This is a genomic window from Acinetobacter sp. 40AMC3-4 (genome assembly GCF_049898185.1).
GTDB lineage: Bacteria > Pseudomonadota > Gammaproteobacteria > Pseudomonadales > Moraxellaceae > Acinetobacter.
Window position 1 is genome coordinate 24,681 of record NZ_JAFCXG010000018.1, and the last position, 12,666, is coordinate 37,346.

Genomic DNA, 12,666 nt, shown 5'->3' on the forward strand with positions numbered 1-12,666 from the left:
CGCATCATATGAATATCGCTTAAATTTGCTATAATTCAATTGAGCAGTGCCATTTGTGGTTAGGTTAAAAATTCATGAGTCTTACTGAAATTAAGGTACGTCAAGCTAAATCAAAGGAAAAAATCTATTTTCTGGCAGATGATGACGGCTTAAGTTTGAAGGTAGAACCAAACGGACGTAAATCTTGGAGTTACCGCTATTCACTTGCAGGGACAAATAAACGTCCTCGCATGAAGTTGGGTGAATATCCTGTAATGTCCTTGAAAGAGGCCAGATCAGTCCGGGATGAATATAAATTTAATAATTATGAAAATAAACCACTGCATAAAAAATACATCAAAACTTTTCAGGATATTTGTGAAGAGTGGTTAGAATTTAAAATTAAAAATTCCTTTGAAGATGAACCACGATGCGGTGTAATTCAGCTCGCAAAAAAATGTTTAGATCAGGATGTTTATCCAAATATTGGACTAATGCCATTTATTGAAATTAAAAGATATGATCTAGTTAAGATTATTAAAAAGATAGAATCTAGAAATGTAAAAGAACCTGTAAAGAAAGCCTATAGTTATTTAAATCAGATTTATGATTATGCGGTAGCGATGGGGTATTGTGAATATAATATTGCACATGGACTTCATAAAATATTAGTCAACAATAAGATTAAGAAAAACTATCCTCATTTGAATTCAGATGAACTATCTAATTTCTTAGCTAAATTAAATCAGATTAATACAGATCCTATTATTAAAAAAGCCCTGTTATTTAAATTATATACAGGCGTCCGTGGTGGAGAATTATTGCTTTGTGAACCACATCACTTCGATCTAGATAAAAAAATATGGAAAATACCAGCCTTACATATTAAACAATATAGAAGAAAAGTTATTTTAGGTCATGATATTCCTGAATTTTTAGTTCCACTATCTGATCAAGCACTTGAAGTTGTAAGATCTGCACTAATCTGGTCTCATGGAGACAAATATGTTTTTTCCAGTCCAAGAAATAATAATAAACCCATTCATTTTAATACCCTGAACTTAATTATTAGAAAGATGGGATATACTAAAAATGAACTATCATCTCATGGTTTGCGCTCAACATTTAGTACCATATTAAATGAATCCGGTTTATTTCAATCAAATTGGATTGAAGCACAGCTATCTCATATTGATAAGAATAAAACCCGTGCGAGTTATAATCATGCAGAATATTTTAATCAGCGTATGGAAATGATGCAATGGTGGGGCGATTTTATTGATAGTTGTACTGTAAATTAATGGTTATGAAATCCAAGTTTTAATTAGAATAGGCTTTGTTGCACAAACCTATTCACCGCCATAAATTATTATCTAAAATTGCATCTCGTGGTAAAAGCTCAATGGGTCGGTTCTATGGCTATAAATTACATATTGTGATGAATCAACTTAGAGAAATAGTCTGTTCACAATAATGATTTCTCTTAACTCGTAAAGTTTATGACGGTGTTGAACGTGTTCAATTGAATCTTAAGCAAGGTAAATGGATAGAAGAGAACTTCATTAAGTCGTATCAAAATATTCTTGAAAAATAGGCATTTCATTTCACATTAGAGCGAGAAACTAATGAGAAAGTTGCCTGATTGAATGTAGTGAATAGATTCATTGCATAATTGTTGACTAAAATTTTCTATATCAGCCTGTTTAAGATTAATCGGGCTGATTCTGTTAGGTCGAATATAATAGCGACCTGCTTTAATCATTTTTATTTGAACTTTATTTTATGTCACAGCTTGCTTCCCATTTTAAGCACAATCAGTTTTGTATTTTGTTGGAATATTTAAGTTCTGCTAAGGGCATTGGCGTACCAATGTCTTTAGCAGAATTTCCATGTGCGATCACTTTGGCAGATCGAGTGCATGCCGATAGTGATTTGCCACCACTTGAATGTGCGAAGACATTTCCTTCATCTGTGGAAAAACTCATCCATTATTCAGGGAAAGGTCGGGATATTACTGATTTTGAGACCTTCTTAAAATCAACTCAAGCTTCGGGACAGAAAAATTTACTGCTTCTCACAGGTGATAAGTTAAAAGGGCATACAAATGGTCAAGATGGAACGAATCGCACCCGATATTTAGAGTCTGTAAATGCGGTCATGGCCGCAAAGTGTTATGGTGGATTTCACATTGGTGTAGCTTTTAATCCCTTTAAATATGCTGAAGCTGAACGTGATGCACAATATTTAAAACTTCACAAAAAGATTAAAGCAGGAGCAGACTTTATCGTTACCCAGTTGGGTTACGATATGGAGGCTTTAAAACAAGCCAAGGCTTTTTTAAATCGTCATCGATACCCACAAAATATACTTGCTTGTGTTATGCCACTTAGTTTGGCACGTGCCAATTTTATGGTGAAACATAAGGTCGCAGGAATTGTGATTACACCACACATGTTACGAGTGTTGGCTCAGGAAGAACAGGATGGACGAACTGAGAATGCTTATAAACGTTGTGCTATACAACTATTGATGTGTAAATATTTGAGTTTTGCAGGTGTGCATCTTTCAGCATGCCATAAGCCTGAAGAGCAAAAGCTTTTAGAAAAATATATTGAACAATATCGACATTATGGTTTACATGAACTCGAAGCACTCTGGAATGCACTGTGGCAAGTGAAGACTAAAAATGAACTCGTGCCAGAATTAGCTTATTATTCCCGCCAACTATCCTCTAGCCAGCTTATTAAATATCAGCAATTGCATTTCATGCACAAGGCTCTATTTGAGTCCAAAATTGCCAAAGGTGTGGGGCATTTTATTTTTAAAGCCTCATTCTGGGAAAATGCGCCTGCAGCAAAAGCATTGTTAAAAACTGAATTTATCTCTAAGCAAGGGATCATGGGTTGTGAAAGTTGTGGTCAATGTAGGTTAGGAGATACTTTATATATTTGCCCTGAAACTTGTCCCAAAGGATTGGCGAATGGTCCTTGTGGTGGTACGACATTGGATCGCTGTGAGTTTGGAGATCGTGAATGCATTCATTCTGTGAAAGCCCGACTTGCCAAAGCCGTGGGACAGACTGACGTTCTAAAAGAAAAACTGATTCCAACTGTACCCATTGAAGTCCGTGGAACCAGTTCCTGGAAAAATTGGTATCTGGCGACTGAAGCTTAGCTTTCATCATCCATGGCATTCGAATAAAATTTCACGCCCAATTTGATGCGATCACGACCTTGGCTCATACGCCAACGGTTGGTATCACGTAAGGAGTATACACAGCCACAATATTCTTGTTGGTAGAATTCTTCCTTCTTGCTGATTTCAAGCATACGAACAGCACCACCATTTTTACGCCAGTTGTAGTCCCAATAGGTGATACCTTCATAATGTGAAGCAGAACGATGCCCACAATCATTGATCTGCTTCATATCTTTCCAACGAGAAATACCCAATGAGCTACTAATTAGGCTGAAGCCATTTTCAGCTGCATAAAGGGCAGTCCGTTCAAAGCGCATATCAAAACACATGGTACAGCGAATACCTTTCTCTGGCTCATTTTCCATGCCTTTGGCACGTGCAAACCAATTGTCTGTATCGTAATCACAGTCAATAAAAGGAATATTATGTTTTTCTGCAAAGCGAATATTTTCTTCCTTACGGATTTCATATTCCTTGACAGGGTGAATATTGGGATTATAAAAAAAGATCGAAAAGTCGATGCCTGATTCAATTAGGGTTTCCATCACTTCACCCGAGCATGGTGCACAGCAGGAGTGAAGCAGAAGCTTGTCGTGACCTGCTGGGAGAGTCAATTTCTGACGTTCAAGTTTGTTTGACATAGTTATATGGGTTTAAATCTAAACCCTATATTTTAACGATTTAATTAGATAGTAAGGATTTGATATACTGATATTTTCTAAGGTTAAGATGAAAGAAATTCACTAATTGAAATTTAATAAGAACTAAAGTATATAAGAGAATAACTACAATAATGCTTTGGAAGCAGAACATTGCAAGTTAATCAAGAGTCATTGAATGAAGCTTTAAAATTAAGTGAAGAAATTATTAGTAATATTGAGTTAAGTACCTCTTCTTTATCTAATTGCGCATTAAAGGCGAGTAGATTGGCAAGATTGCTAAATGAATTCGATTACCAAAGAATTTTTATCTTTGAAAGTAGTGGTTATCCTTCAAGCCCAAATGGTTTAACACCCGATATATGGGACTTATGTAAAAAAGCTGGAGAAGGAAAAACCGTAGAGAAAGCTAAGTTAGGGTCAATCGGAGCGATGGAGATTGAATTGGAAGCAATGAAGGATAGTCTAAAAATTGCACATGATCCTAATGTTTCAATAAGTTCAGCTAATCCGAATCAATTTGTTTCATCAGGTGGCACTAGTAATTTTTTAGAAAGAAAGAGTTTAAGAGATGGTATTAGCACGAACTCTCAATTTCTAACTAAACGACAAGCTTTTGTATGCGAATACGTGTCTAATAAATATTATGAGCTAAAATATTCAAAAATTACGTCAGATATTTTTTCTAGAACAAGAAAGTTTGTAGACGGAAAAATTGGAGATTTAGTACCATTATCAGCACAAAAATTTGCATCTGTTTATGAGAATTTAACGTCCGAAAATTCAGAGGATTGGTCAAATGCTGTTCATAGTTGTAGGCGAATATTACAAGATACTGCTGATGTGATTTATCCTGCTAGAGAGGATAAGACTATTAATTTAGACAATGGTGAAACTAAAATTATTAAATTAGGTGTGGATAATTATATAAATCGAATTATTGCATATGTTGATGAGCAGTCAGACTCTAAAAGATTTGAGGAAATCGTTGGTTCACAGATGAAATATTTGGGCGAGCGGTTAGATGCTATTTTCAAAGCTGCTCAGAAAGGTTCTCATGATATTATTACTTCTAGGCAAGAAGCTGATCGTTATGTTATTTACACATACTTGATAGTTGGAGATTTATTATCTTTGGTAGAGTTGCAAAAAACATTATCAATTTCAGATAAAGATTTTAGATAGCCGCTTAACTTACTGAATAACTAAAAATCCTCAGAATCTTTAATTTATTAAGATGAGTATTTCTCATCTTAAGCTGAATTTATATCGTTTTACTCACTTTCTTATTCACGTTTAAATACAGCCATTCAGAAATTTAGCTTTTTATAAAATTTTTAGGTGGCAATCTCCATGAGTACAGCATTTGAGTGTTCAATTAAACGTATCCGTTTTGATGAAAACTACACGCCAGCAGAAAGCACACGTTTAACCACAAATTTTGCCAATTTGGCACGTGGGGAAAGCCGTGAAGAAAACTTGCGTCGTACCCTTGCGATGATCAACAACCGTTTTAATAGCTTGGCAACCGTTGATAACCCGAAAGGTGATCGCTATTCACTTGAGATTGACATTATTTCTGCGGAAATTGATATTGAAGGTAATGGTCAAACTTTCCCATTTATTGAAACACTTAAAAGTGTTGTGATTGACCATCAAACAGGTGAGCGTATTGAAGGCATGATCGGCAATAGCTTCTCATCTTATGTGCGTGATTACGACTTCAGTGTGGTATTGCCACAATTGGGTTGTGGTGTAGGTGAAAAACCTGAAGATTTTGGCAATCTACATGGCAAGCTTTATCAACATTTAGTCAATTCAGATGTATTTAAAGCAGAATTTAAAAAACAACCTGTCATTTGCTTAAGCGTTTCAACCTCTAAAACGTATTTCCGTACAGCCAACGTACATCCTATTTTGGGTGTGGAATACAAAAATGATGAATATTCACGTACCGATGAATATTTTGCCAAAATGGGTTTACGTGTACGCTACTTTAAACCAGAAGGTGGTAATGCACCATTAGCATTCTATTTCGCTGGCGATTTAGTCCGTGATTATACTGATTTTGAATTGATCAGTGCTATTGCGACCATGGAAAGTTTCCAACGGATCTATCGTCCTGAAATTTACAACACCAACTCTCCTGCAGGTGTGGTGTATCAACCAAGTCTAAGCTATGGCGATTATTCACTTACACGTGTGGTCTATGACCGTGTGGAACGTGGTGAGCTTGCAGTTAAACAAGGTAAATGGACGGAAGAAAACTTCATTAAGCCTTATCAAGACATTTTAAATGAATGGGCTGTAAATTTCGAAGTCGAAACAGCTGCTTAATCCATTAAATTGATAAACAGATTTACGAATTTAGACAAAGAAGATTAGACATGGCGCTTACACAACCGAAACTTTTACTCCCAACTTCAACTGCGGGTAGCTTGCCAAAACCGTCTTGGTTAGCTGAACCTGAAAAATTATGGTCTGCATGGAAGCTTGAAGGCGAAGAATTATTAGAAGCTAAACGTGATGCTTTGAAATTATCATTGCATGAGCAAGTCACTGCGGGTATCGATATCGTGAGTGATGGCGAGCAAACCCGTCAGCATTTCGTGACCACCTTTATTGAGCATCTTGAAGGTGTGGATTTCGAAAAGCGTGAAACGATGCGTATTCGTAATCGTTATGATGCGAGTGTACCTTCTGTTGTGGGTGATGTTTCTCGTAAAAAAGCAGTGTTTGTAGACGATGCGAAATTTTTACGCAGCCAAACCAGTCAGCCAATTAAATGGGCGTTGCCTGGTCCAATGACCATGATTGATACACTTTTTGACGGACACTACAAGAGCCGTGAAAAACTGGCTTGGGAATTTGCCAAAATTTTGAACCAAGAAGCTTTAGAACTTGAAGCAGCAGGCGTAGACATTATCCAATTTGATGAACCTGCGTTTAACGTATTCTTTGATGAAGTGAATGACTGGGGTGTACCAACCTTAGAACGTGCACTTGAAGGTCTAAAATGTGAAACTGCAGTTCATATTTGCTATGGTTACGGCATTAAAGCCAATACAGATTGGAAACAAACTTTAGGTAATGAATGGCGTCAATACGAAGAGTCATTCCCGAAACTACAACAATCTAAGCTCGATATTATTTCACTTGAATGCCAAAACTCACGTGTACCAATGGATTTAATCGAATTGATCCGTGGTAAGAAAGTGATGGTGGGTGCAATTGATGTGGCAACCACTCAAGTGGAAACTGCAGAGGAAGTAGCAAATACGCTACGCAAAGCATTGCAATTTGTTGATGCAGATAAACTGTATCCTTCAACTAACTGTGGTATGACACCGCTATCTCGCCAAGTGGCACGTGGCAAACTTGAAGCTTTAAGCGCAGGTGCTGCCATTGTTCGTAAAGAGCTAGAAGCTTAATCAAACGTAGTCTCGTGCGAAGCAGAACAAATCATCGCAAGGTCATTTGTCCAGCTTTATGCACGAGCACGTGATATGTACATTTGAGATGAAAGAGATGATTGAAGCAACAGACTTTAGAAATGCAATGTCTTTACTCACCACAGCAGTGAATGTTATTACGACTTCGGGTGAAACAGGTATGCATGGATTTACTGCATCTGCCGTATGTAGCGTGACGGATACACCGCCAACGTTATTAGTCTGTATGAATCAATCCTCCCGTTCACATGCCCATTTTTTTGAAAATAAAGTCTTGGCGGTCAATGTGCTGAGTACACAGCATGAGCAAATTTCTAACGCATTTGCTTCAAGTAAGTTTAGCTCAGAAGATCGTTTCAAACTAGGTGATTGGAGCACGTTAGAAACAAGCTCGCCGATTTTGGAAGATGCATTAGTCAGTTTTGACTGTGAGATTCAAGATATTCAGCAAGTCGGTACACACAGTGTTTTCATGTGTCGTGTTCTTAAAGTTCAACAAAGCGATCAAGAAGAAAGTCTGGTGTATTTTAACCGTGCTTATCATCAAGTGGGTCAGTTGGAACACGCTTAACTCAATGCCTTAATTCTTTTATCTTTTTAAAGTTAGTTTATTGTGGAACTTATAACCTTTTTAGTCATCGGCGCTTTTGCTGGTTTTGCAGCAGGGCTGTTTGGTGTCGGCGGTGGTACGATTATTGTACCACTGCTTTTTATTGTCTTTACTCAAATGGGTTATGACCCTGATGTTGTTATGCATCTCGCATTAGGTACATCTTTAGCAACAATCGTTGTCACTTCAATTAGCTCATTAATGGCACATCATAAAAATGGCGCTGTGCTATGGCCTGTATTTAAAAATCTAGCGCCACCTATGGCGATTGGTTGTTTTTTTGGGGCAGGTATTGCTGGTTTGATATCAGGATTACATCTACAAATCATTGTTGGCTTATTTCTGATTTGGGTCGCATATACGATGTTTACAGGTGCCAAAAAAGCAATTGACCCAACGAAAACGTTACCCTCATCAGGTCAACAAGTTGCTGCTGGTAGTGTCATTGGGATTGCATCAGCAATTTTTGGAATAGGTGGTGGAAGTCTGACGGTTCCGTACCTGAATCGCTATGGTGTGGTCATGCAAAAGGCGGTTGGAACATCTGCGGCATGTGGATTCCCCATTGCTGTCGCTGGTGCATTAGGTTTTATTATTTTTGGTATAAATGCTGAGATTAATGTACCTAATACCATTGGTTACGTACATATTTATGCATTTATTGGCATTAGCATCATGAGTTTCATTACGGCTAAGTTTGGTGCGAAGGCGGCACATGCTTTATCGCCAGCAATGTTAAAGAAATGCTTTGCAGTTTTATTGGTCATTGTAGCAAGCTTCTTCCTTGTGAAAGGATTAATTTAATATTGGACTTCGCATAAGAGATTTTATGCTAAATGTAATTTTAAAGGGCTTTGTTGCACAAAGATTTAAAAGACAACACTCTGCTCATTTGAACAGAATTCAAGTGACAACTTGGGTATGAGGACGACCTAATTCTGTAAATTTGTTCAATACGGCTATGCGTGCATGAATCTCATTCACCTGACTAGAAAAACTCCTTGCTGCTAATTTATCACCTAATAGTTTGATGCAATGCATCTTGGTTTCAACTAAACTTCGACGATGATAACCAGACCATTTTTTCCATAATGTCCTGCCTAAACGTTTAACTGTTCGAAGTAATTCATTTTGCTCTAGCGAGCTAAGCTTTGTATCTTTCCAAAGTTTCGCATTTTTTCTTGGCGGAATCACCGCATGTGCTTGTCGGTCTGCGATTACCTAACGGCATTGCTTGGTGTCATAAGCCCCATCAGTATAGACGGAGTCAATCTGTTCTTCTTGTGGAATCTGATCTACAAAGATGAATGAGACTTTGTACAAAGCCATTGACCATACGTAAAAACAGATGGAATATAAATTTAATCATCAGACAGTATTGAATAGCAGCATCAGAATAAGTTTGATTCGGACCATGTTTACCTTATGGCTGTACATACCATTGTGTTTCTGGATCAAACCAAATTGTTAATTTACCACGATTGACCAAAGCGCGCTTGTAGGATGACCAATTGGTTGTACGATAAATTTTAGGTGTGGGCTTATTCATTTGAGAATTATATTGCTAAATAAGCCCTTAGAGGTAGGTTTGTGCGACAAAACCCTTTTAGATCCTTTTATTTTTCGGGGCATTACCTTATCAACATAGCTTTATCATGTTAAAATTAGCACTCTTTACTTTATAGCTTTTTTATCGTTATAAATATTATTTAGATGCTTATCTTAACTCGTCTTGATCTTCAATATAACTGTATCTAAATCAGTTATGTGTAAGTAAAAAATCGCGCTTTGTGATGTGTTACAAAGTTGAAAAACTTATATAAGTAGCAACCTTCCATATATAATTTTTATCTGATTGAGGTATAAGGAAATTTGTATTGCTGTTTTTATATATTTATTTTCAATTAGAATTCTAACTTTTTTTAGTTGAATTTCAAGATTTATTTATTCATTTATATGTACTGAGGCTGTAATGAGTAATGCAAGAATCTTATATGTAAGTAAATTATATGATTGCGATAATCCTAAAAATGACTTATTTGATATTCTCACTGAAGCTGTAAGATTTAATTCGTTAAACTCTATATGTGGGGTTCTCTATTATGGAAATGGTTATTTTGTGCAATGTTTAGAAGGTAAAAGGGATAAAATAGAAAACTTATTCTATGAAAAAATTTTGAAAGATTCTCGTCATAAAAATTGCGAGTTAATGTACTCTGAAGATATTAGTGAAAATCTCTTTTCTCGATGGAATATGAAATATGCCATCATTCATAAAGATATTATTGATTTCTTTTCTGAGCATAAAATAGATGAATTTAACCCTTATACTTTAAGTGCAAGTGCAATTCCGCAGTTTATTGAACTTTTAGCTAAGCAGTCTGACTCTTACTATACTCTAGATACTAATAGAGTATAAAGTCTATGCTATACAGAATGATAAATTCTGTATAGCTAAATCTAAAAAATATAGATTAGACCTCTTGCGAAAGTATCGTTTTACCTAATTTTTGAATTGGCTAAAACCTTATAATATGTAGCTTTTGGCTGTTTAAATTTTAAATTTTGACTAACGCAAGACGTCTATTTTTATAAATATTTTTTTATTCTTAGGGCGTGTCATCAATTAGCTTGAGAAAATCTTACCGGTCCTCATAATTTTTCATGACTAAACGCTATGCATTAAAAGATGATCAGTGGGAACAGGTTAAAGATCTGTTACCTGGACGAATGGGTACTGTTGGAGTAACGGCCAAAGATAACCGACTATTTGTTGAAGCGCTATCGTTCAGGTATCCCGTGGTGAGACTTATTCGAACGCTTTGGTGATTTTAGAGTCGTGCATACTCGCTTTTCTGCGCAGCTGTATTCATTTTATCTGCATTCAGTCGTTCCAGTTCCAGGTCAACCGCAGCAATATCTTCTTCAACCGCTTCGTCCCATAGGTGGATTTGTTTTGCGGTGAGATGTTCATTTTTACTACCGAATTTATACTGTTTAAATAGCGCAAGTTCATGCTCGTATTTTTGAATGAGAACAGAGAGATGTTGGTTGCATGCTTCAAGATGTTGAACTTTGGTATCCAATTGCTGATTTGATACTTCAAGATGCTGAACTTTGGTATCTAATTGTTGTTTATCTTCTGCGAGTTGTTGATGCTGCAGCGCTAGCTGTCTGGTAAATTCCAGCAGTTGTTCATGGGTCAGTTGGCTTAAGTCAGGCAGCATTTTAATGACCGCAGTATGCCTGAGGTCATGACGCAGAGGAAATAGAACGTTTGGAGAATAGCAGAATGTACCAAGCTGGTTTAGAGCATCGTCACCACCAATGCGCTGTCAAGGCAAACCCTGGATCAGTGACTGTAACTGTTCCAGACTGATCGCCATGCTTTCACCCTGGTGAACCTGCGCCCAGTGGAATTTTCCCTGTTCCAGCCGCCGGGCACACAGCCAGATCCCCGTCCATCATGCACCAGCACTTTCATGCGATGGCCACGTTTATTACAGAACAGGTAAGCGCAATGCGGTTTGATCGAGCCAAAGGCTCTCAACACCTTAGCCATGGCAGTATCCATACCCGCACGCATGTCCATGGGCTGGGTAGACAACCAGATTTCATCAATACGGATCATTGAGTCAAACCCTGGATCAGCAACAGTAATTCAGTTACTGACTCCACTGGCCAGTCGATCTCGATCATCTGATCCCTTGCGGAACTTTGTTCCTTATGCAATGGAATCCTGATATGAGCGACAGCATTCTTCTCCGGCACAGGTGGCGGAGGTGCGTCTTGTTTGACTGGAGTCGGGTGAAGCATGACCGGAAGAAAGTCAGTCTGTGGAATGGAGGGGGTGTTAATGCAGGGGCATTGATCTGGACTGACGAATCCATTTATGCAACAGATTGGCATTGATCTGATGTTGCATTGCGACCTTAGCCACTGATGTATCTGGCTGCTGGCATTGCTGAATAAGTTGATGTTTAAATTCAGCCGTGAAGGTTCGACGGGGCTTTTTTAGCATTGGTGTGCTGTCTATAACTGTCTTTAAATCCATAAATAGGTGTCCACTTAAAATTTAGTGGACACTATCGTGGTATTCATGAGTGAGAAAAAGTGGGGCTCAGCGGACGCTTACTTTCATCTTGAGAGAGTTGGGTGTATTTCTTCATTGCGTGCTTTCCAATTGCGAGTTGAAAAAGTCTAATGATTCTACGAATACACCTAAATTTTTCAACTAACTACAAATGTGTCGCACTTGTGATTTGAATCTGCTGTTTTCAAAATCTGTTTTTCAGCTCGTTATGCAACAAAGCCGAACCGAATTAAAAATAGAAATGTAGTTGAGCTGATGCTTGCTCATTTCTTTATTTTTAGTAATTGAGGTGAACATACTGTCAGTACATGGTAGTTATAAGTAACGTGTAACTTTGTTCGCACAAAGATTTGAGTTATGCCAAGTGATGGATTGATTTGTACTTAAAATTTTAAGCTTATCCACTTGCTTTGCAAGCCACTACACTTTATTTACAATCCTATGTTGTGGAAGTAAGGGATCTTGTACTCGCCCAGTATGTTCAACTTGATTATATCTAAAGGAGTATTAGGCTTCAATCAAATCAATTTTCCAATTATTCGACTGAATTAACACATTTAAATCACGTAATTTAAGACTAATATCATCAGCTTGTTTTTGTAATGATGAAACTGGAATAACTTTATGCCACTTTATTTCCCGCGTACTATAACGATCAGATTCACGAGATGTATT

Annotated in this window: 11 protein-coding genes and 7 pseudogenes; 11 read left to right on the plus strand and 7 right to left on the minus strand. The window is 37.3% G+C overall.

Translation table 11 applies throughout. The annotated features are described in order from the left end of the window. Nucleotides 1-74 precede the first annotated feature (74 nt). The 4 genes and pseudogenes from ACP7BU_RS14455 (at nt 75) to ACP7BU_RS14470 (ending at nt 3,153) form a co-directional block, all read left to right on the plus strand. Nucleotides 75-1,280: a tyrosine-type recombinase/integrase gene (locus ACP7BU_RS14455; RefSeq protein ID WP_425880161.1), complete on the plus strand. Its 1,206-nt coding sequence runs from the start codon at nt 75-77 to the stop codon at nt 1,278-1,280. Nucleotides 1,281-1,330: 50 nt separating this feature from the next. Next, nucleotides 1,331-1,447, plus strand: a pseudogene (locus ACP7BU_RS14460) (transposase); the annotation flags it as partial. A 24-nt stretch (nt 1,448-1,471) separates the two neighbouring features. After that, a pseudogene (locus tag ACP7BU_RS14465) lies at nt 1,472-1,573 on the plus strand (putative oxygenase MesX); the annotation flags it as partial. A gap of 188 nt (nt 1,574-1,761) precedes the next feature. Further along, on the plus strand, nt 1,762-3,153 hold the full coding sequence (locus ACP7BU_RS14470) for a methylenetetrahydrofolate reductase C-terminal domain-containing protein (protein ID WP_425880162.1): 1,392 nt from the start codon (nt 1,762-1,764) through the stop codon (nt 3,151-3,153). Here ACP7BU_RS14470 and ACP7BU_RS14475 read toward each other — a convergent pair. Further along, nucleotides 3,150-3,818: an epoxyqueuosine reductase QueH gene (locus ACP7BU_RS14475; protein ID WP_004647714.1), complete on the minus strand. Its 669-nt coding sequence runs from the start codon at nt 3,816-3,818 to the stop codon at nt 3,150-3,152. The two genes, ACP7BU_RS14470 and ACP7BU_RS14475, sit on opposite strands and share 4 nt — an antisense overlap. 171 nt (nt 3,819-3,989) lie before the next feature. Between ACP7BU_RS14475 and ACP7BU_RS14480 the strand changes: the two genes are divergently transcribed. The 5 genes from ACP7BU_RS14480 to ACP7BU_RS14500 all read left to right on the plus strand — a co-directional run bounded on the left by ACP7BU_RS14480 (nt 3,990) and on the right by ACP7BU_RS14500 (nt 8,702). After that, on the plus strand, nt 3,990-5,021 hold the full coding sequence (locus tag ACP7BU_RS14480; protein ID WP_171476945.1) for a hypothetical protein: 1,032 nt from the start codon (nt 3,990-3,992) through the stop codon (nt 5,019-5,021). A gap of 168 nt (nt 5,022-5,189) precedes the next feature. After that, nucleotides 5,190-6,173, plus strand: coding sequence for a putative oxygenase MesX (locus ACP7BU_RS14485; protein WP_071321316.1), 984 nt, complete (start codon nt 5,190-5,192; stop codon nt 6,171-6,173). A 50-nt stretch (nt 6,174-6,223) separates the two neighbouring features. Further along, on the plus strand, nt 6,224-7,267 hold the full coding sequence (locus tag ACP7BU_RS14490) for a methionine synthase (protein ID WP_425880163.1): 1,044 nt from the start codon (nt 6,224-6,226) through the stop codon (nt 7,265-7,267). Nucleotides 7,268-7,364: 97 nt separating this feature from the next. Beyond that, nucleotides 7,365-7,859, plus strand: coding sequence for a flavin reductase (locus ACP7BU_RS14495; protein WP_425880166.1), 495 nt, complete (start codon nt 7,365-7,367; stop codon nt 7,857-7,859). A gap of 42 nt (nt 7,860-7,901) precedes the next feature. Further along, on the plus strand, nt 7,902-8,702 hold the full coding sequence (locus ACP7BU_RS14500; RefSeq protein WP_425880164.1) for a sulfite exporter TauE/SafE family protein: 801 nt from the start codon (nt 7,902-7,904) through the stop codon (nt 8,700-8,702). 99 nt (nt 8,703-8,801) lie between these two features. Here the strand turns inward: ACP7BU_RS14500 and ACP7BU_RS14505 are convergent. Beyond that, a pseudogene (locus ACP7BU_RS14505) lies at nt 8,802-9,447 on the minus strand (IS5 family transposase). Between the two features lie 423 nt (nt 9,448-9,870). On the opposite strand from ACP7BU_RS14505, the gene ACP7BU_RS14510 reads away from it, so the two are divergent. Continuing rightward, a complete protein-coding gene (locus ACP7BU_RS14510; protein ID WP_425880165.1) occupies nt 9,871-10,317 on the plus strand; it encodes a BLUF domain-containing protein in 447 nt (148 codons plus the stop codon). A gap of 245 nt (nt 10,318-10,562) precedes the next feature. Beyond that, nucleotides 10,563-10,701 (plus strand): annotated as a pseudogene (locus ACP7BU_RS14515) (IS5/IS1182 family transposase); the annotation flags it as partial. A 43-nt stretch (nt 10,702-10,744) separates the two neighbouring features. Here the strand turns inward: ACP7BU_RS14515 and ACP7BU_RS14520 are convergent. The 5 genes and pseudogenes from ACP7BU_RS14520 to ACP7BU_RS14540 form a co-directional block, all read right to left on the minus strand. Beyond that, nucleotides 10,745-11,131, minus strand: a pseudogene (locus ACP7BU_RS14520) (IS66 family transposase); the annotation flags it as partial. Between the two features lie 102 nt (nt 11,132-11,233). Beyond that, nucleotides 11,234-11,529 (minus strand): annotated as a pseudogene (gene tnpB / locus ACP7BU_RS14525) (IS66 family insertion sequence element accessory protein TnpB). Then, nucleotides 11,526-11,714 carry a hypothetical protein gene (locus tag ACP7BU_RS14530; RefSeq protein WP_016807214.1) on the minus strand — a complete coding sequence of 63 codons (189 nt, stop codon included), beginning with the start codon at nt 11,712-11,714 and terminating at the stop codon, nt 11,526-11,528. The pseudogene tnpB and the gene ACP7BU_RS14530 overlap by 4 nt, the downstream one beginning before the upstream one ends. Before the next feature lie 37 nt (nt 11,715-11,751). Beyond that, nucleotides 11,752-11,952, minus strand: a complete 201-nt coding sequence (locus ACP7BU_RS14535; RefSeq protein ID WP_004647840.1) for a transposase — start codon at nt 11,950-11,952, stop codon at nt 11,752-11,754. A 546-nt stretch (nt 11,953-12,498) separates the two neighbouring features. Beyond that, nucleotides 12,499-12,666: pseudogene (locus tag ACP7BU_RS14540) on the minus strand (DIP1984 family protein); the annotation flags it as partial.

Excerpts from the sequence above, each read along its gene's own strand:
- ACP7BU_RS14530 (WP_016807214.1), bottom strand. The coding sequence starts at position 11,714 with ATGCTTCACCCGACTCCAGTCAAACAAGACGCACCTCCGCCACCTGTG.
- ACP7BU_RS14475 (WP_004647714.1), bottom strand. The coding sequence starts at position 3,818 with ATGTCAAACAAACTTGAACGTCAGAAATTGACTCTCCCAGCAGGTCAC.
- ACP7BU_RS14485 (WP_071321316.1), top strand. The coding sequence starts at position 5,190 with ATGAGTACAGCATTTGAGTGTTCAATTAAACGTATCCGTTTTGATGAA.
- ACP7BU_RS14470 (WP_425880162.1), top strand. The coding sequence starts at position 1,762 with ATGTCACAGCTTGCTTCCCATTTTAAGCACAATCAGTTTTGTATTTTG.
- ACP7BU_RS14490 (WP_425880163.1), top strand. The coding sequence starts at position 6,224 with ATGGCGCTTACACAACCGAAACTTTTACTCCCAACTTCAACTGCGGGT.
- ACP7BU_RS14455 (WP_425880161.1), top strand. The coding sequence starts at position 75 with ATGAGTCTTACTGAAATTAAGGTACGTCAAGCTAAATCAAAGGAAAAA.
- ACP7BU_RS14535 (WP_004647840.1), bottom strand. The coding sequence starts at position 11,952 with ATGGATTTAAAGACAGTTATAGACAGCACACCAATGCTAAAAAAGCCC.
- ACP7BU_RS14510 (WP_425880165.1), top strand. The coding sequence starts at position 9,871 with ATGAGTAATGCAAGAATCTTATATGTAAGTAAATTATATGATTGCGAT.
- ACP7BU_RS14495 (WP_425880166.1), top strand. The coding sequence starts at position 7,365 with ATGATTGAAGCAACAGACTTTAGAAATGCAATGTCTTTACTCACCACA.